Raw genomic sequence first — 15,849 nt, 5'->3', positions numbered from 1 at the left:
GGCTCATGGCCTCCCGGTCTGTTCGGGTGTCGCTGGCGCGGGTGTGCGGCCGAGGAACCGGTCGCGGGTCTCAGCCCAGGTGCGGAGGCAGTCGGCATCATTGGCCGCCGCCTCGCCCAATGCCTGGCAACGCCGCTGTTCCAGACGCAGCGGATCGGCCGGCGGTTGAAGCGAGGGGGCGGTGCCGACCGGCACGGGATCATCCTCGCGCGTCATCTCGATCACCGTTGCGGTGATGGCGATGGCAACGAACACGATGGCCGCGATCCGGGCCAGCACCTTTCCTTCCATGATCTTCCCTCCCGGCCTCAGTTGAACATCTGCGCGTTGCCGGGCTGGTAGCCGGAGCCGGGCGTCAGGAACCGTTCGCGCTGGATGCGGCCCTGCTCAGCGGCGGTGGCGCGCTCAGCCTCGGTCAGCGCATCGGCACGACCGTTCGCCGCGATGACCGCGATCAGATCGGAAAGCTGCTGCGACTGGAGGGCGAGAAGCTGATTGCCGGCCTGCGTGGCTTGCAGAGCGCCGGTCGCGCCCTGACTCTGGCCGACCAGCTCCGACATTTGCGTGCGATTGCTGTCGATGTTGCCGACGACGCCGGCCTGCACGCGCATGGCGTCCTGCAAGCCGCCGACCGTGTTTTCCCAGCGGTCGCGGGCATCGGCGATCATCTGGGTGTCGGTCGCGGTCAAGGAGAGCTTGCCGTAATCCTGCTGGAACATCTGATCGATGTTCTGGACGTCGAAGGCGATGTTCTGGGCCTGCCCGAGAAGCTGCTGGGTCCGCTGGACGTTCTGCTGGAGCTGCTGAAGCGATGAATGCGGCAGGCTGGCCAGATTACGGGCCTGGTTGATCAGCATCTGCGCCTCGTTCTGAAGCGAGGTGATCTGGTTGTTGATCTGCTCCAGCGTGCGGGCGGCGGTCAGCAGGTTCTCGGCGTGGTTGGTCGGGTCATAGACGATCCGACCGAACCCGCCGAGGAAGGCGTGGGCCGGGTTGGTGAAGACCGGCGCGAGCGCCAGCGGTGCGGCGAGCGCAAGGGCGAGCGCCGAAGCGCCGGCCATGCGGGACATCCGGGTCTTTGTGCGCGTCATGGGGTAATCTCCTCTTCTTCCAGGGTGAACTCGAATGCGTCCTCATCGAAGATGAAGGCCGGCAGGTCCTCGGTGTCGGTCGCGAGATTGCCGAGGTCCGGGATGAGGTCGGCAGCCCATTCGACGCCACGCGCCTTCAGCCAGGCGGCGAGGAATCCCTCGCGGCCATGCTCAATGAGGATTTCGCTGATCAGGGCCTGATCGGATTTGGCCGAGGCGGCGCAAAGCGCCAGCCCGACTTCCGACAAGCCGAGGTCGAACAGGCGGTTGCCGCGCCGCGACTGGCAGTAGTAGTCCCGCTTGGGCGTCGCCCGTGCGAGGATCTCGATCTGCCTGTCGTTGAGGCCGAAGCGGCGATAGATGTCCGTGATCTGCGGCTCGATGGCGCGCTCGTTCGGCAGCAACAGCCGCGTCGGGCAGCTTTCGATGATCGCCGGCGCGATGGCGGAATTGTCGATGTCACTGAGCGACTGGGTGGCAAAGATGACGCTGGCGTTCTTCTTGCGCAGGGTCTTGAGCCATTCCCGAAGCTGGTCTGCAAAGCCTTCGTCATCGAGCGCCAGCCAGCCCTCGTCGATGATGAGCAGCGTCGGCCGCCCGTCCAGCCGGTCGCCGATGCGATGAAACAGATAGGAGAGGACGGCGGGCGCCGCGCCGGTCCCGACCAGGCCCTCGATCTCGAACGCCTGCACGTCGGCCGATCCCAAATGCTCTGTCTCCGCATCGAGAAGGCGTCCGTAGGGACCACCGACGCAATAGGAACGCAGCGCCTGTTTCAGGTCATTGGACTGCAGCAGCACGGCAAGGCCGGTGATGGTGCGCTCCCCGACCGGAGCCGAAGCGAGCGAGGTCAGGGCCGTCCAGATGTGCTCCTTTACCTCCGGGGTGATCTGGATGTTCTCGCGCGTCAGGATCGCCACGATCCAGTCGGCGGCCCAGGCCCGTTCGGCCGTCTCGTGGATGCGCGCCAGGGGTTGCAGCGAAACGGACGTTTCGGAAGCGTCGGTCAACTCGCCGCCGAGATCGTGCCAGTCGCCACCCATGGCGAGCGCTGCCGCACGGATACTGCCGCCGAAGTCGAAGGCGAAGACCTGTGAGCGCGCGTAGCGCCGGAACTGCAAGGCCATCAGCGCCAGCAGCACCGACTTGCCGGCGCCGGTAGGACCGACCACGAGGGTATGGCCCACATCGCCGATATGAAGGGACAGCCGGAACGGGGTCGATCCTTCGGTCCTGCCGTAAAGCAGCGGGGGTGCGCCGAAGTGATCGTCCCGTTCCGGCCCCGCCCACACGGCGGACGAGGGGACCATGTGGGCAAGGTTGAGCGTCGAGACCGGCGGTTGCCGGACATTCGCATAGGCATGTCCGGGCAAGCTGCCGAGCCAGGCGTCGACGGCATTGACCGTCTCGACCATGACGCTGAAATCGCGGGACTGGATGATCTTTTCGACCAGCCGCAGCTTTTCGTCGGCGTGGCGGGCGTCTTCGTCCCAGACGGTGACGGTCGCGGTGACATAGGCCATTCCTGCCATGTCGGCGCCGAGTTCCTGCAAGGCCATATCGGCGTCGGCCGCCTTGTTCGCGGCATCGGTGTCCACCAGCGCGGATTGCTCGTTGGTCATCACCTCCTTGATGATCGCGGCGATGCTCTTGCGCTTGGCGAACCATTGCCGCCTGATCTTCGTCAGCAGCCGGGTCGCGTCGGTCTTGTCCATGAGGATGGCGCGGGTGGACCAGCGATAGGGAAAGGCCAGCCGGTTCATCTCATCGAGCAGGCCCGGCGTGGTCGTGCCGGGAAAGCCGGTGATCGTCAAGACGCGAAGGTGTTGATTACCGAGGCGCGGCTCCAGCCCGCCGGTCAGCGGCTGATCGGCCAGCAGCGCATCGAGATAGATCGGGGTTTCCGGCATGCAGACGCGGTGCTGGTTGGTCGAAATCGTTGAATGCAGGTAGGTCAGCGTGCCTGCGTCATCGAGCCAACGGCATTCCGGCATGAAGCCGTCGAGCAGCGCCAGCACGCGGTCGGTGCGGTCGATGAAGCCGCGCACCAGTTCCCATGGGTTCACGCCCGAGGTCTCGCGGCCCTCGTAAAGCCAGGACTCCGAGCGCGCGGCATCTTCTGCGGGCGGAAGCCACAGGAAGGTGAGAAAGTAGCCGGAGACGAAATGGCTGCCTTCCTCCTCGAAAGCGGCCTTGCGTTCGGCATCGACCAGCGCCGAGGCCGGATCGGGGAACTGGCTGTCGGGATAGGTCGCGGCTTCCGACCGCTGCGCCTCGACGAAGATGGCCCAGCCGGAGCCGAGACGGCGGAAGGCGTTGTTCAGCCGTCCGGCCACGGCGACCAGTTCGGCCGCGACGGCGGAATCCAGATCCGGCCCGCGAAACTTCGCCGTGCGTTGGAACGAGCCGTCCTTGTTGAGGACGACGCCCTCTCCGACCAGCGCCACCCAGGGCAGATAATCGGCGAGGCGCGATGCGGTGCGGCGGTATTCCGAAAGATTCATCATGGTTCTTGCCTCACACCGAAAGATGACCGGGAATGCGCAGATGGCGGCGCGCGACCTCGACGAAGAGCGGATCGCGCTTGGCGGCCCAGACGGCGGCGATGTGGCCGACCGCCCAGATCAGGATGCCAGCCAGCCAGAGCTGGAGGCCGAGGCCGACGGCACCGGCGAGCGTCCCGTTGAGGATCGCGACGGAGCGCGGTGCGCCGCCGAGCAGGATCGGCTCGGTCAGGGCGCGGTGAACGGGCACGCTGAAGCCGGGCACGGTATCGAGGGCCTCGAAGCTCACGGCCATCAGACCAGCGCCCCGCCGCCGAAGGAGAAGAACGACAGGAAGAAGCTCGACGCCGCGAAGGCGATTGAGATGCCGAAAACGATCTGGATCAGCCGGCGGAAGCCGCCGCCGGTATCGCCGAAGGCCAGCGTCAGCCCGGTGACGATGATGATGATCACCGCGACGATCTTGGCCACCGGGCCTTCGACGGATTGCAGAATGGATTCGAGCGGAGCCTCCCATGGCATGGAGGAGCCGGAGGCCCATGCCGGGGACGTCGCCAAGCTCAACCAGCCGAAGGCCGATGCGGTTGCGATATGGTGGCGGATGCGGAAGGCACGACGGATCATGCAGGTTCTCCAGTGTTGAGAGTGGCGTCGGTTTCTGAAAAGGCGGGAGAAATCCGGTAGTCGCCGTCCGGCCCAAGCCCTTCGACGCGGGCGAGTTCGGCAAGGCGGCGTGCGGAACCGCGACCGGCCAGGACAGCAACGAGGTCGATGGTTTCCGCGATCATCGCGCGCGGCACGGTGACGACGGCCTCCTGGATGAGCTGTTCGAGGCGGCGCAGCGCGCCGATGCCGGTTCCGGCGTGGATCGTGCCGATGCCGCCGGGATGGCCGGTACCCCAGGCTTTCAAAAGGTCGAGCGCTTCGGCGCCGCGTACCTCGCCGATGGGGATACGGTCGGGGCGCAGGCGCAGGGAGGAGCGGACGAGATCGGAGAGCGTGGCGACGCCATCCTTCGTGCGCATGGCGACGAGGTTGGGTGCCGCACATTGGAGTTCGCGGGTGTCTTCGATGATGACGACGCGATCGGCGGTCTTCGCCACCTCGGCGAGGAGCGCATTGGTCAGCGTGGTCTTGCCGGTCGAGGTGCCGCCAGCGACGAGGATATTGGCGCGGGCCGCGACGGCTTCGCGCAGCGTCACGGCCTGATCGGCGGTCATGATGCCGGCGCGCACATAGTCGTCGAGCGTGAAGACGGCGACGGCGGGTTTGCGGATGGCGAAGGCCGGTGCGGCCACGACCGGAGGAAGCAGCCCCTCGAAGCGCTCGCCGGTCTCGGGCAGTTCGGCCGAGACGCGGGGACTGCGGGTGTGGACTTCGACGCCGACATGATGGGCGACCAGGCGCACGATGCGCTCGCCGTCAGCGGCGGAAAGCATCTCGCCCGTGTCGGCCAGTCCTTCAGATAGCCGGTCGACCCAGATCCGACCGTCCGGGTTCAGCATGACCTCGACCACGGAAGAATCTTGCAACAGGGTTGAGATGGCAGGCCCGAGCGCCGTCCGGAGCATGCGCGCGCCGCGATCCACCGTTGCCTGTGTGTGGTTGATGCCTGCCATCTCGTCCCGTTCCACCGGGGCGGTGAGAGATGATCCCCGGATGGGGATGACTAAAAGAGACCCAAATCAGGTCGTTTCAACAAGTTTCGACCGTCGTAGTAGTGTGGGATAAAAATACAGATTCCATGGGGAAAATGTCGTGCTCTGGAAACAGCAGCGTGCTTTTGAGAACGTTTGCGAAGTTTATGCAGAAATAGGACTACCACTATGGAGAAGATTGCCAATTTTGTTTTCCCCAGGAGCGTTCCCGAGGCTGTTCTCGTTTCACTGGAATTGTCCCGATCCAAATGGTTGGTAACGGTGATTCGCCCCACTAACCACGCCCGAATGTCACGCTATTTGGTTGCCGGCGGAGATCTTGAAGACTTGTTGGTGAAGCTCTCGGAATTCCGCATGAAGGCCAGCCGGGAACTGGGGCACGATGTCCCGGTCATCTCCATTCAGGAAGCTGGATACGAAGGGTTTTGGCTCCACCGGGCATTGGAAGCTGCCGGAGTGCAAAGCCACATCGTCGATCCGGCGTCGATCGCCCAACCTCGACGGGCACGGAACGCGAAGACCGACAAGATCGACGGTGAGATGTTGCTCAGAACGCTGATGGCTTGGCTCCGCGGCGATCCGCGCGTCTGCTCGATGGTCAGGCCGATCAATCCCGGAGATGAGGATCGCCGCCGCCTGACCCGCGAGCGCCGCGAACTGATCGCCGAGCGCGTACGGCCCGTGAACCGGATGAAGGGCCTTCTGCTATCGCAGGGAATTCGTGACTATGAACCCATGCGGCCGAACAGACGTGAGCGTCTCACCGAACTGCGGACGGGAGACGGCCGTGCCCTTGGGCACAACCTGAAGCATCAGCTTGAACGCATGCTGGATCGTTTGGAACTGCTCCTCGCCCAGATGAAGGCGATCGAGGAAGCCCGGCTCGAGTTGGCCGAGCAGTGTGTCGCTCCAAGCGCCAGCGAAAATGCTACGGTTAGCACCGTAAACGCAGGTTCTTTGCTCATGAAGATCAGAGGGATCGGACCCGAGTTCGCCTCTGTCATGGTGGCCGAAGGCCTTTTCCGCAGATATGAGAACCGACGGCAGATTGCGTCGTATGCGGGACTGGCCCCGACCCCGTGGCGAAGTGGATCGATCAATCGGGAACAAGGCATCTCGCAGGCGGGCAACCCGCGCCTGCGCACGGCAATGATCGAACTCGCCTGGCTGTGGTTACGACATCAGCCCGAAAGCCGTCTTGCACGATGGTTCCACGCACGAACCGGCCCGCAAGGTGGTAGGCTGAAGAAGGTCATGATCGCCGCGCTGGCGCGAAAACTCCTCGTGGCGCTGTGGAAATACGTCACCCAAGGCGTGCTCCCCGACGGCGTCGTAATGAAAGCCGCGTGATTTTCCCTTTCTTCGTGGCCTGATCAGCGACGAAGAAATCGGGCTGACGGACCGTCCGTTCTCCTGGCCTGTATGCCGCAATGCAGAATGGTTCCGTCTCCCGAGCCCTGCCGCTGAAAGCGGAATGTTGGTGCAGCCGTTGATGACGGCGACCGGGATGTGAGGTTTGCGCGTGGAGCAAATGCGCGCATGACGATAAAGGCTCGCCCGAAATCCCGATGATCAGAGGCTACGAATGACCGCCATGAAGCAACGACCAAAACCACCTTGACCTACCTTTCCCCATGTGACGAGAACGGCGGTGGCGGTCCTCCCCGCCAAGTCCGAGCACGGACGACTGCCCCGATCCCATCTGACTGATTCGATGAGCGTGGCGACTTTATGGGACTTACTACCGTTCGCTAGGATGGCGACCGACGTCTGCTTTGGGGTGATGGGGTGAACGCCCCCCCGACGGCATCGATGTGCCAAAGTGGAGGTGTTGAACACTTGAGGAGGCGCCCATGTCGGAAGTTAGCACAATCGGTCTGGATATTGCGAAGAACGTGTTCCATGCGCATGGCGCAGACGCGAGCGGTCGAGCGCTGTTCAGCCGGAAGATCGGTCGCACAAAGTTGCTGGAGTTTTTCACTCGGCAGCCACGGTGCCTGGTAGCGTTGGAGGCCTGCGGCGGTGCGCATCACTGGGCCCGCGAACTCACCCAGATAGGTCACGAAGTGAAGCTGATCCCGCCTGCCTACGTGAAGCCCTTTGTGAAGCGGAACAAGAACGATGCGGTCGATGCCGAGGCCATCTGCGAGGCTGCCCAGCGCCCCAGCATGCGGTTCGTGGCGATCAAGAGCGAGGAGCAGCAGGCATCAGCCTTGGTGTTCCGAACCCGCGATCTTCTGGTGCGGCAGCGAACCCAGTTGATCAACGCCATCCGCGGGCATCTGACAGAGTATGGCTGGGTCGCACCAAAAGGTCCCTCGCATGTGGCAATGCTCAGCGACCTGCTCGAGGGCGCAATAGGCTCATCGCTTCCAGAGGCAGCCAGGCCCATGTTCCGCACGATGCTCGGCCTGCTGGAGGAGTTGAACTCAAAGATCGATGAACTGGACAAGGAGATCGCCCGGCGCGCCCGCGAGGACACGATCGCCAGACGGCTCATGACCATACCTGGCGTGGGTCCGATCACGGCCACCGCGATTGCCGCCCTGGCTCCGCCGGCCGAGACGTTCACCAGAGGAAGAGACTTCGCCGCCTGGTTGGGCCTGGCGCCACGGCAGCTCTCGACGGGAGGCAAGCAAAAGCTGGGGATCGATCACCAAGATGGGCGAACGAACGTTGCGGCGCCTTCTCATCATCGGCTGCAGTGCTGTCGTGCTTCAGGCGAGCAAACGAGGCGCGCCGGCCAGTTCATGGCTTGAGTAGATGATGGCTCGCAAGCCGCGTATGCTGGTCACGGTCGCACTGGCCAACAAGACGGCGCGGATCGTCTGGGCGCTGCTCATCAAGCAAGAGGATTACAAAGCTCCGGTCGCTGCTACGGCGTAAGCCAAGGCAGGCCAGAGGTCGTCGGAGACGGAGTCGGTCGAAAGAAGGTATGGCGCAACAGTCGGCGAGACCGGGCCGGAAAACCAGGGATTCCCACTGTGCCTTGAGCACGCTGTGGGTGATATGGATCCGGTCCGCGAACTCCCATACGGGCCCGCAGCCTCTGGTGCTGCATCAGAGGCCGGACAGATGGCAGCATCCGACTACGCAAACCTTCAAGAAACCGCTTGCGTCTTACGGGGTGTCCACAGATGGGAAGCTGACTGTCGGCTTGCAAGATGGATTAGCGAAGAGCCGACATTCTCTGCTCCGCGAAGGCGGGATGCACTTGCATGCGCCCAAGATGTTCGTGGCGGCACCCGGCCTGCTATCGGAAATTGCCGTGCCTGCCGCCTTCTCCGCCGTGATCCAGATGATTACGTCACCGATAGCCGCGAAGATCTTGGCAGCGAGAAGCCCGACTGCTGCAGGGAGCACAGGTCATTAGGTTCTCGCTGGCAGCGGAGACAGGCTCTCTATTATCTTGCAATCTGCGACCAGGCCGCATCCACACTGGTCAATCATCCTGTCCAGTTCGGACTTGAGCGCAACCAGGTCTTCGATTTTTCGCTCGACCTCCTTCCGATGTGCCTTAGCGATCGCATCGACGGCGGCGCAGGATTGCGAACGATCGTCAGCGAGGTTGAGGAATTCCCTGATCTGATCGAGCGAGAAGCCGAGCTCTCGTGCACGCCGGATGAAGCTCAGCCGATTAAGGTGATCCTGCTCGTAAGAGCGGTAGTTTCCCCCCGTGCGGGAAGGTTGCGGTAGGAGGCCATTTTTCTCGTAGAACCGGATCGTCTCTACTTTGGTGCCGGTTTGCCTTGCAAGGTGGCCTATCGTCAGAATGGATGAGTTCATGGTGTGACCCTGTAGCGAATACAGGGTCAACGTAGATTCGATGTGGGTGTTTGTCGATCTTGATCGCTCGCTATTGCGTTGCTCTGGCGGTCTCCACCTCTTCACGCACCAGATCGAAGAGTTGTTGCGGGCCGAAGGATTCCAGCGGTCTGCCATTAACGAAAAAAGTTGGCGTCTGGCGGACGTTGTTGCTTTGGACGTCGGCCAGGTCCTGCTCAAGAACGGCGTCGATCTCGGCCGAGGACATCTCACGCCGTGCCTGGTCGACGTCCAGTCCTGCCGCCCCTGCAATCTCCCAGGCTTTTTCGAGATCTGGCGCACCATGCACGGCCCATTCCGGCTGTTGCGCCAGCAGCGCTTCCAGAACGGGTTCGTAGCGGTCCTGAAGACGGGCCGCTTCCAGTATCCTGACGGCTTCCTCCGATCCCTCATGGAAGGGCGTGTATCGGATGACAAGGCGCGTTTCGTCAGGGAAATTCGCCATGATCTGCTTAACGGCTGGCTAGAAAGCCCTGCATGCTTCGCAGGACGGGTCAAGAAATTCCACGATCGTCACGGGAGCATTTGCTGGGCCGATGATCGGCGAATGTGCCCTGACCAACGCATCGCCTTGCGCCGCTGCAACCGGCTGTGCCGAATTGCCGCGGCGCCTGGGCCGCGCCCGTAAGGCATTGAGCCGCATCAACCGTTCGATCCGGTGAAGCCCGCAGGCCAGCCCTTCTTCCAGGACATCACGCCAGACGCGGCGCGCGCCATAGGTCCGGTCACTGGCCTTGAAGCTCGTCTCGATCGCTGTGACGAGCTTCGCGTCATGGATCTCGCGGGTGCTGGGAGGACGGCTGAGCCAGGCATGGAAGCCGGACCGCGAGACCTCCAGAACCTCGCAGAGCCAGCTGACCGGCCAGATGTGGCGGTGTTTGGCGATGAAGGCGAATCTCATATCGCCTCGCGCGCGAAAAAAGCCGCAGCTTTCTTCAGAATGTCACGCTCCGCACGCAGCCGCGCGACCTCTTTCTTCAAAGCTGCAATCTCGGACAGATCGGCCCGCATCTGCCCGTTCCCGGGGAATGCTGCGGCAGGGGTAGCGGTCAGTTCCCACATCCAGCGGCGCAGCACGCTATCCGCAACATCGAGATCACGGGCCGCCTGCGCTACCGCAACGCCACGGTCCGTTACCAGCCTGACCGCCTCGACTTTGAACTCACGGCTGAACTTTCGTCTCGTCATATCTGCACTCCAGTTCCTTGGTCACAATCTTATCTTCGTGTCCACGAAACCGGCAGCAGCTCACCAATCAACCTTGCGTGTGGAGCATTTCTGCACCCTATACCCACTACAGGGTCAAGTCTCTTTGCTTGAAGCTGTGCGGCGAATTCGCACACGGATCGTACGCAAGCGGAATAACAGGGTCGGCCCTTGACCCTGTAGTTGCTACAGGGTCTATCTGCGGTGTCACATCTAACGGTCGAGGTGACACCATGACGGCAGCGAGCCCTTATAGACTGCGTGTAGATGGCATGGACTGTGCATCTTGCGCGTTGAAAATCGAAACGGCCATGCAACGCCTGCCGGGCGTTAGCGACATCAATGTCAGCTACGCCAACGAGACGCTTGCATTGCGTCTTGACGAGGACCGCACGCCCCTCGCCGCTATTGAGCAAAAGATCCGGGCGCTCGGCTATACCCCAGTGATTGAGCAGGCCGAGCCAAAGGCGAGTCCGCCTCGGAAGCGCATCACAGAGGCATGGTGGAAAGGCAGCAAGAGTCGGCTTGTGCTCCTTACCGGCGCGCTGTTCGTCCTTGCCTTCGCTCTCGCACGTCTCCTGCCGGAATGGGAGCAATGGCTCTATTCAGGCGCGGCGTTGATCAGCGTCATCCCGTTCGCGAGGCGGGCGATCGCCGGCGCGATGTCTGGCTCGCCCTTCACCATCGAGACACTGATGACGGTGGCAGCACTGGGCGCGGTCGGCATCGGCGAGGCCGAAGAAGCGGCTGTCGTAATCTTCCTGTTCGCAGTGGGCGAACTGCTTGAAACCGTAGCGGCTGGCCGCGCGCGGGCAGGCATTGAGGCGCTGATCGATCTCGTGCCCCGAGTCGCTTTCCGCGAGCGTGATGGTGCCGTTGAGAAGGTCGCTGCCGAAGAGCTGGCCATCGGTGATGTCGTCGTTGTTCGGCCTGGAGACCGTGTGCCGTCTGACGGCACGGTGATCGACGGTGTATCGGAGGTCGATGAGGCTCCCGTGACAGGCGAATCCGTGCCCGTGCTGAAAGAATCCGGCGCAACTGTCTATGCCGGCAGCATCAATGCCAATGGCGAGCTGCGGGTGTCGATCAGCCATGTCGCGGCCGATAACACCATAGCCCGCATAATCCACATGGTGGAGGAAGCCCAGGAATCAAAGGCCCCCACGGCGCGCATGATCGACCGTTTCAGCCGGTGGTATACGCCAGGTGCGATGGTCGTGGCGGCTCTGATCGTTATCGTGCCGCCGCTCGCCTTCGATGGTGACTGGATGACATGGGTGTATCGCGGCCTCGCCACGCTGCTGATTGCGTGCCCCTGCGCGCTCGTGATCTCCACGCCCGCGGCCATCGCCTCCGGTCTTGCCGCCGGCGCGCGGCAGGGCCTGCTGATCAAGGGCGGCGCGGCGCTGGAAACACTTGGCAAGGTCATAACCGTTGCCTTCGACAAGACGGGAACGCTGACGCGCGGCCGTCCCCAGGTGACAGACATTGTGCCGATCACAGGTGACGAGAACTCCGTCCTTGCCATCGCGGCGGCTGTCGAGCGCAGCACCAGCCATCCGCTCGGGGTCGCAATCGTGGAGGCGGCAGAGGCGCGCGGGCTCGAATTGCCCGCCACCTTCGGAGGCGGCATGGCCACACCCGGCAAAGCCGTCACAGCGCGGTTGAAGGACGGATTCGCTTCGGTCGGGTCTCCCCGTCACGCCGCCGAACAGGCTGCCCTTGAAGAGAGCACCGCCAAGACGATCACCACGCTGGAAAGCCAGGGCAAGACGGTTGTCGTGCTTACAAAGGGCAAGACCGTCGAGGGATTGATCGGGTTGCGCGACGAGCCACGCGATGACTCTATCGAAGGTGTGAAGCGGCTGACGGATCGCGGTGTGCGCCCTCTGATGCTGACCGGCGACAACAAGCGCACGGCCGACGCCATCGCGGCTCATCTCGGTCTTGAGGCGAGAGCCGAACTACTGCCCGATGCCAAGCTTGCCGAAATCGGGCGATTAAAGGCTGAAGGGCCGATTGCCATGGTTGGAGACGGTATCAATGACGCGCCGGCGCTTGCTGCCGCTTCTGTTGGCGTTGCCATGGGCGCGGGCACCGACGTAGCGCTGGAAACCGCCGATGCGGCGCTGCTCAAAAACCGGGTGACGGGTATCGCCGATCTCATCGGGTTGTCGCAGGCGACGCTCGGCAATATCTGGCAGAACATCGCATTAGCCCTTGGACTGAAGGCGGTTTTCCTCGTGACGACTCTGTTGGGCGTTACCACGCTCTGGATGGCCATCCTTGCCGATACGGGCGCTACGGTCCTCGTCACGGCCAATGCGCTGCGCCTTCTCACGTGGCGCGGCACCCGCGACAAATGAGCTTAAACAATGAGCGCGTGCAGGTTGCGGCTTCTGCTTCCTGCCGAGAAAGCCGATGTGTAAATTATGAGTAGTCAGCCCCGGAAAGCAAAATCATCTGAGAAGAGCGAACAATGGGCGCTCGCATGGGTGCTTGCGATCAATACTGCCCAAGCGGCCATTGTAGGAGGCCTGGGTTGGTGGGCCCAGTCAACAGGACTGATGGGTTCCGCGCTCGATAATCTTGGCGACGCAGGTGTCTACGCCATCAGCCTTTTCGTTGTGGGGCGGGGATTGGCGGCGAAAGTTCGAGTTGCCCGGTTGTCGGGTGTCCTTCTGATGGTATTCGCCGGCCTCCTTCTGCTTGAAGTCGGCAGACGCTTCTTTACTGGCTCAGATCCAATAGGGCCGATCATGATTGCCGTGGCGATCGCGAGCGCTCTGACGAATATGGTCTGCATGTGGTTCCTGAAATCGCATCGCGAAGGCGGCGTGCATTTGCAGGCCTCATGGATTTTCACGACAAACGACATGCTCGTGAACTCGGCGATCGCTGTTTCGGGTCTTGCCGTGATCCTTTTCAGCTCGCCCTACCCGGATCTGATCATTGGCTTGGGCGTGGTTGTTGTCGTCGTCAGAAGCGGCCTCGAAATTCTTGAGAAAGCCGGGGAAGCTGGAGAAAAAGGAAAACAATATGATTAGTGCACGAGCCCTGTCCGCCGCCTTCCTTGCCCTGGCAGTAACGATCTCTCCTGCCGTGGGCCACGACTTCCAAGCCGGTTCGATCACCATCAATCATCCGTGGTCGCGCGCGACTCCGCCGGTCACGCCGGTAGCCGGTGGCTATCTGACGCTGACGAACGATGGCGACATAGCCGACCGCCTGGTGTCGATCTCATCACCCCTGTCAGAACGGGTGGAGATCCACGAGTCGGCCGTAAGCAATGGCGTTGCCAGCATGAGGCCTGTGCAAAATGGCGTCGTGATCGGGGCAGGCGAGACGGTCGAGCTCCAGCCTGGCGGAATGCACATCATGTTTATGAAGCCATCGCACCCTTTGAAGGAAGGGGAGCGGTTTGCCGCTAAACTTACGTTCGAGCGGGCCGGAACCGTCGAGGTCGAGTTTGTCGTGCAGGGCATGGGTGCAGGTCCGGCGACAACGAACGAGCATGACGGGCACGAGGAGCCGGCGCAATGAGCGGCATCAAACTCTTCCGTCTCGTTACCTGGATTGCCGTCGCCGTTGTCGGCGGGCTTGTCATCGGCCTGTCTGTGTCAAAGCCATGGCAACAGCAAACCGTGGCGATCGCGTCCTCGACAGGCACCGCAGCCATCGGCGGCCCGTTCCGTCTTACATCGCATCGAGGCGAGACGATTGACAATGCCGCGCTGGCGGGCAAGCCCTATCTCGCCTTCTTCGGTTTCACCCATTGTCCCGACGTGTGCCCGACGACGCTCTATGAACTGAGCGATCTCATGAACGAGCTCGGGCCTGTGGCGGACCAATTCAACGTACTGTTCTTCACCGTCGATCCCGAGCGGGACACCCAGGAACTGCTGGCTCAATACATGACAGCCTTTGATGATCGCATTTTCGCACTGCGGGGAAATCGACAAGAAACGGACGCCGTGGTGAAGGCCTTCGCGGCCTATGCGCGCAAAGTCCCTCTGGAAGGGGGCGAATATACGATGGATCACACCGCAGGCGTTTACATGATGGATTCCGAAGGCAAATTCGTCGGTACGCTCGACATGCACGAGCCACGCGAGATCAGATTGCAGAAGCTCCGGCGTCTGGCGGGGGGTAGCGCATGAACGATCATGTGATGATAACGCCCACTGTCAGAGGTGCCTTTGTGGCTTTTGCGATGCTCATCTCGGCGAACGCCGCGACAGCGGCGCAGCTAGACGCCCCGGAGTAGATGGATTTGGATTTCACGCTTGTCGGCCTACTAACGGTGTTTGCTGCGGGGGCGATCTCCTTTCTTTCGCCGTGCGTTTTGCCCCTTGTTCCCGGCTATATTTCGTTCGTCACAGGTGGCGCGCGCTTGGAGCCTGCTGTTCAAAATCGTCTGGGGGCAAACTGGCAGGCTCTCGTCAACAGTCTTTATTTTGTCCTCGGATTCACAACGATCTTCGTGTTGCTGGGGGCTACTGCAACTGCATTGGGGGCGTTATTCCGCTCCTACCTATACGAAGCCAACCTAATCGGTGGCGCGATCGTTATCATTTTCGGTGTGGTAACAACGGGTTTGGTGCCAATCCCGTGGTTCGATCGTGAAATGCGTTTTCATCCTCGGCCGCACGTTGCTGGCCCTTGGACGAGCTACCTGCTTGGATTGGCGTTCGCCTTTGGCTGGACCCCGTGCATTGGGCCGGTACTCGGCTCTATTCTAACTCTTTCAGCCGCAAATGCGACTGTCGGAGCCGGCGCAATCCTGTTGACTGTGTATTCTTTGGGGCTGGGAGTGCCCTTTATCTTGGCGGCTCTTTTCATGCAGCGTTTCATTGCCGGCATGCCAACCTTACGTTGGGCTGGCCGATACTTGCGAGTGTTAGCAGGTGTGATCATGATCATAATGGGATTGGCCATGATGACCGGTCAACTCTCGCGCTTCGCTATCTGGCTCCTGATAACTTTCCCCGCGTTGGGTCAGATAGGCTGACGATGCGCGGAGTTCTAAAATATACATCGCTCGCGGCCGCCGTCGCCTTCGGAGCTGACCAGCTATCCAAATGGTGGGTAATCCAAGTGATGAAAGACCATACGGAAATATCCGTAACGGGCTTCTTCAACTTGGTCCTAGGGCGCAACACGGGTGTCAGTTTCGGACTTTTCAACGAAGCGCCGGCATGGCTCCTTGTCGGAATCACCTTAGCAATCGTTCTTATGCTTTTGGTATGGGCGAGCCGGGAAAGACAATCGATAACGGGGGTCGCTCTGGGCCTCATAATTGGAGGTGCCTTGGGCAATATGCTCGACCGGCTACGTCATAGCGGCGTTACCGACTTCCTCGACTTTCATATCGGAGGAATTCATTGGCCTGCCTTCAACCTTGCTGACACGGCGATCGTGCTCGGGGTTTTGCTCTTATTATTCGATACATTCAGGAGAGAAATGCGGTTCCTGACACGCCCATAGTGGCTATGGCCGCCTAAAGTCATAGGCTCCGCGTCTGGCAGGCAACAAATAACCCGGAAGGTGCTCTGATGGTCCCGG

General features: G+C 61.8%; 15 protein-coding genes and 2 pseudogenes. 8 read left to right on the top strand and 9 right to left on the bottom strand.

The window, feature by feature from the left end:
- Window positions 1-3 precede the first annotated feature (3 nt).
- The 6 genes from trbK-alt to trbB are packed head-to-tail and all read right to left on the bottom strand — an operon-like array spanning window position 4 to window position 5,214.
- Window positions 4-291 (bottom strand): putative entry exclusion protein TrbK-alt, encoded by a 288-nt coding sequence (gene trbK-alt / locus PVE73_RS24830; protein ID WP_277364795.1) that lies wholly within the window; start codon window positions 289-291, stop codon window positions 4-6.
- Window positions 292-308: 17 nt separating this feature from the next.
- Window positions 309-1,091: a P-type conjugative transfer protein TrbJ gene (gene trbJ / locus PVE73_RS24825; RefSeq protein WP_277364794.1), complete on the bottom strand. Its 783-nt coding sequence runs from the start codon at window positions 1,089-1,091 to the stop codon at window positions 309-311.
- Window positions 1,088-3,598: a conjugal transfer protein TrbE gene (gene trbE, locus PVE73_RS24820; protein ID WP_277364793.1), complete on the bottom strand. Its 2,511-nt coding sequence runs from the start codon at window positions 3,596-3,598 to the stop codon at window positions 1,088-1,090. Before trbE ends, trbJ begins: the two co-directional genes overlap by 4 nt.
- A gap of 10 nt (window positions 3,599-3,608) precedes the next feature.
- Window positions 3,609-3,890 carry a VirB3 family type IV secretion system protein gene (locus PVE73_RS24815; RefSeq protein WP_277364792.1) on the bottom strand — a complete coding sequence of 94 codons (282 nt, stop codon included), beginning with the start codon at window positions 3,888-3,890 and terminating at the stop codon, window positions 3,609-3,611.
- A complete protein-coding gene (locus PVE73_RS24810) occupies window positions 3,890-4,219 on the bottom strand; it encodes a TrbC/VirB2 family protein (RefSeq protein ID WP_277364791.1) in 330 nt (109 codons plus the stop codon). Before PVE73_RS24810 ends, PVE73_RS24815 begins: the two co-directional genes overlap by 1 nt.
- Window positions 4,216-5,214, bottom strand: coding sequence for a P-type conjugative transfer ATPase TrbB (gene trbB, locus PVE73_RS24805; protein WP_277364790.1), 999 nt, complete (start codon window positions 5,212-5,214; stop codon window positions 4,216-4,218). The genes PVE73_RS24810 and trbB overlap by 4 nt, the downstream gene beginning before the upstream one ends.
- Before the next feature lie 207 nt (window positions 5,215-5,421).
- Here trbB and PVE73_RS24800 point away from each other — a divergent pair, with 207 nt between their 5' ends.
- Both PVE73_RS24800 and PVE73_RS24795 read left to right on the top strand, forming a co-directional pair.
- Complete coding sequence (locus tag PVE73_RS24800) at window positions 5,422-6,603, top strand: IS110 family transposase (RefSeq protein ID WP_277364789.1); 1,182 nt, start codon at window positions 5,422-5,424, stop codon at window positions 6,601-6,603.
- A 503-nt stretch (window positions 6,604-7,106) separates the two neighbouring features.
- A pseudogene (locus PVE73_RS24795) lies at window positions 7,107-8,139 on the top strand (IS110 family transposase).
- Between the two features lie 483 nt (window positions 8,140-8,622).
- On the opposite strand, the gene PVE73_RS24790 reads toward PVE73_RS24795, so the two are convergent.
- The 3 genes and pseudogenes from PVE73_RS24790 to PVE73_RS24780 form a co-directional block, all read right to left on the bottom strand.
- The gene (locus PVE73_RS24790; RefSeq protein WP_277364788.1) at window positions 8,623-9,039 is read right to left on the bottom strand and encodes a helix-turn-helix domain-containing protein; all 417 of its coding nucleotides are present in this window, start codon (window positions 9,037-9,039) and stop codon (window positions 8,623-8,625) included.
- 70 nt (window positions 9,040-9,109) lie between these two features.
- On the bottom strand, window positions 9,110-9,523 hold the full coding sequence (locus PVE73_RS24785; RefSeq protein ID WP_277364787.1) for a thioredoxin domain-containing protein: 414 nt from the start codon (window positions 9,521-9,523) through the stop codon (window positions 9,110-9,112).
- A 156-nt stretch (window positions 9,524-9,679) separates the two neighbouring features.
- Window positions 9,680-10,266: pseudogene (locus PVE73_RS24780) on the bottom strand (transposase); the annotation flags it as partial.
- Between the two features lie 251 nt (window positions 10,267-10,517).
- On the opposite strand from PVE73_RS24780, the gene PVE73_RS24775 reads away from it, so the two are divergent.
- From PVE73_RS24775 to lspA, 6 genes are all read left to right on the top strand, one after another.
- A complete protein-coding gene (locus PVE73_RS24775) occupies window positions 10,518-12,650 on the top strand; it encodes a heavy metal translocating P-type ATPase (protein WP_277367569.1) in 2,133 nt (710 codons plus the stop codon).
- A gap of 66 nt (window positions 12,651-12,716) precedes the next feature.
- A complete protein-coding gene (locus tag PVE73_RS24770; RefSeq protein ID WP_277364786.1) occupies window positions 12,717-13,331 on the top strand; it encodes a cation transporter in 615 nt (204 codons plus the stop codon).
- Window positions 13,324-13,827 carry a copper chaperone PCu(A)C gene (locus tag PVE73_RS24765; RefSeq protein WP_277364785.1) on the top strand — a complete coding sequence of 168 codons (504 nt, stop codon included), beginning with the start codon at window positions 13,324-13,326 and terminating at the stop codon, window positions 13,825-13,827. The genes PVE73_RS24770 and PVE73_RS24765 overlap by 8 nt, the downstream gene beginning before the upstream one ends.
- On the top strand, window positions 13,824-14,444 hold the full coding sequence (locus PVE73_RS24760) for an SCO family protein (RefSeq protein ID WP_277364784.1): 621 nt from the start codon (window positions 13,824-13,826) through the stop codon (window positions 14,442-14,444). The genes PVE73_RS24765 and PVE73_RS24760 overlap by 4 nt, the downstream gene beginning before the upstream one ends.
- 107 nt (window positions 14,445-14,551) lie before the next feature.
- Window positions 14,552-15,295 carry a cytochrome c biogenesis protein CcdA gene (locus PVE73_RS24755; protein WP_277364783.1) on the top strand — a complete coding sequence of 248 codons (744 nt, stop codon included), beginning with the start codon at window positions 14,552-14,554 and terminating at the stop codon, window positions 15,293-15,295.
- 2 nt (window positions 15,296-15,297) lie between these two features.
- Complete coding sequence (gene lspA / locus PVE73_RS24750) at window positions 15,298-15,771, top strand: signal peptidase II (protein ID WP_127071609.1); 474 nt, start codon at window positions 15,298-15,300, stop codon at window positions 15,769-15,771.
- Window positions 15,772-15,849 lie beyond the last annotated feature (78 nt).

The organism is Chelativorans sp. AA-79 (genome assembly GCF_029457495.1).
Classification (GTDB): domain Bacteria; phylum Pseudomonadota; class Alphaproteobacteria; order Rhizobiales; family Rhizobiaceae; genus Chelativorans.
Note: the sequence above shows the minus strand (reverse complement) of the source record. Positions and strands in the feature narration are given on the sequence as shown.

Coding starts and splice junctions, on each gene's coding strand:
- trbK-alt (WP_277364795.1), bottom strand. CDS start 291: ATGGAAGGAAAGGTGCTGGCCCGGATCGCGGCCATCGTGTTCGTTGCC.
- trbJ (WP_277364794.1), bottom strand. CDS start 1,091: ATGACGCGCACAAAGACCCGGATGTCCCGCATGGCCGGCGCTTCGGCG.
- trbE (WP_277364793.1), bottom strand. CDS start 3,598: ATGATGAATCTTTCGGAATACCGCCGCACCGCATCGCGCCTCGCCGAT.
- PVE73_RS24815 (WP_277364792.1), bottom strand. CDS start 3,890: ATGGCCGTGAGCTTCGAGGCCCTCGATACCGTGCCCGGCTTCAGCGTG.
- PVE73_RS24810 (WP_277364791.1), bottom strand. CDS start 4,219: ATGATCCGTCGTGCCTTCCGCATCCGCCACCATATCGCAACCGCATCG.
- trbB (WP_277364790.1), bottom strand. CDS start 5,214: ATGGCAGGCATCAACCACACACAGGCAACGGTGGATCGCGGCGCGCGC.
- PVE73_RS24800 (WP_277364789.1), top strand. CDS start 5,422: ATGGAGAAGATTGCCAATTTTGTTTTCCCCAGGAGCGTTCCCGAGGCT.
- PVE73_RS24790 (WP_277364788.1), bottom strand. CDS start 9,039: ATGAACTCATCCATTCTGACGATAGGCCACCTTGCAAGGCAAACCGGC.
- PVE73_RS24785 (WP_277364787.1), bottom strand. CDS start 9,523: ATGGCGAATTTCCCTGACGAAACGCGCCTTGTCATCCGATACACGCCC.
- PVE73_RS24775 (WP_277367569.1), top strand. CDS start 10,518: ATGACGGCAGCGAGCCCTTATAGACTGCGTGTAGATGGCATGGACTGT.
- PVE73_RS24770 (WP_277364786.1), top strand. CDS start 12,717: ATGAGTAGTCAGCCCCGGAAAGCAAAATCATCTGAGAAGAGCGAACAA.
- PVE73_RS24765 (WP_277364785.1), top strand. CDS start 13,324: ATGATTAGTGCACGAGCCCTGTCCGCCGCCTTCCTTGCCCTGGCAGTA.
- PVE73_RS24760 (WP_277364784.1), top strand. CDS start 13,824: ATGAGCGGCATCAAACTCTTCCGTCTCGTTACCTGGATTGCCGTCGCC.
- PVE73_RS24755 (WP_277364783.1), top strand. CDS start 14,552: ATGGATTTGGATTTCACGCTTGTCGGCCTACTAACGGTGTTTGCTGCG.
- lspA (WP_127071609.1), top strand. CDS start 15,298: ATGCGCGGAGTTCTAAAATATACATCGCTCGCGGCCGCCGTCGCCTTC.